The sequence below is a fragment of the Bacillus sp. TL12 genome (genome assembly GCF_022625245.1).
Lineage (GTDB): Bacteria > Bacillota > Bacilli > Bacillales > Bacillaceae_G > Bacillus_A.
Genome location: NZ_JAJJBY010000175.1, coordinates 1 through 785, shown reverse-complemented (window position 1 = coordinate 785; position 785 = coordinate 1). Strand labels below are relative to the sequence as shown.

The 785-nt window shown below is 34.1% G+C and carries 1 protein-coding gene; it reads right to left on the bottom strand.

Going from position 1 to position 785, the window contains the following annotated elements:
• Positions 1-258: 258 nt before the first annotated feature.
• The gene (locus tag LOK41_RS28335; RefSeq protein ID WP_241819405.1) at positions 259-546 is read right to left on the bottom strand and encodes a DUF5316 family protein; all 288 of its coding nucleotides are present in this window, start codon (positions 544-546) and stop codon (positions 259-261) included.
• Between the last annotated feature and the right edge of the window lie 239 nt (positions 547-785).

Genomic DNA, 785 nt, shown 5'->3' with positions numbered 1-785 from the left:
GGGTGGGACCCCTATATGGGGTACCGCCAGCATTTTGGAAAAAAACCACGCTAAGAGCATGCAAGATTTTATGCAAAAAATCGGGAGACACCGGGAACTATAGGGAAGCCAAAAGGCGCACCAGAATAGGAATGTATAAAAAGATGCATAGAGTCATAGAACAAAAAAAAGCGGATCCCTTGTGAGAGTAAGGGGGCGCCTTTTTCCTAGCTACCAATAATTTTATGTTATGGTAACTAGATTTGTATACGATATACATTAAATAACGATGTAAACTAGTGCTGCTATAAGATTTGGAATAGCCATTATTAAAAAACCTTTTGATTGGTCAATACGACCAATTTTACGTGTTTCCTTTTTCGAAAATAGAGTTCCTCTATTACCTAAAATTAAGCTATCAATGAAGTAAGCTACAGCTAACACAATACTAATTAATCCAAAAGTTCCACATACATAATAAATGTAGCTCCAATCTCGACTAAAATAAGCTACTACAGATATGATAAGTAATAGGAGTATTCCTGAAATGAGTCCTCTCTTTATCATTATTATCCCTCTTTCAAAAAGATTTAATATCCATATTATACCATGTTATTGAGTGTATATTTTTTAAACAAATACCAATAATGATGCGTTATGTTAACCGAGCATGTATAGAATATACAACCCCAAAAAACAATACATCGCTCTTTCCGAATGGTATAATTTGGTTAAATAACATTGTGTATAAGGGGGAAGTCATGAGTATTAGAAGTTTATTTGACATCAAGCTCTTGCTGATTGGA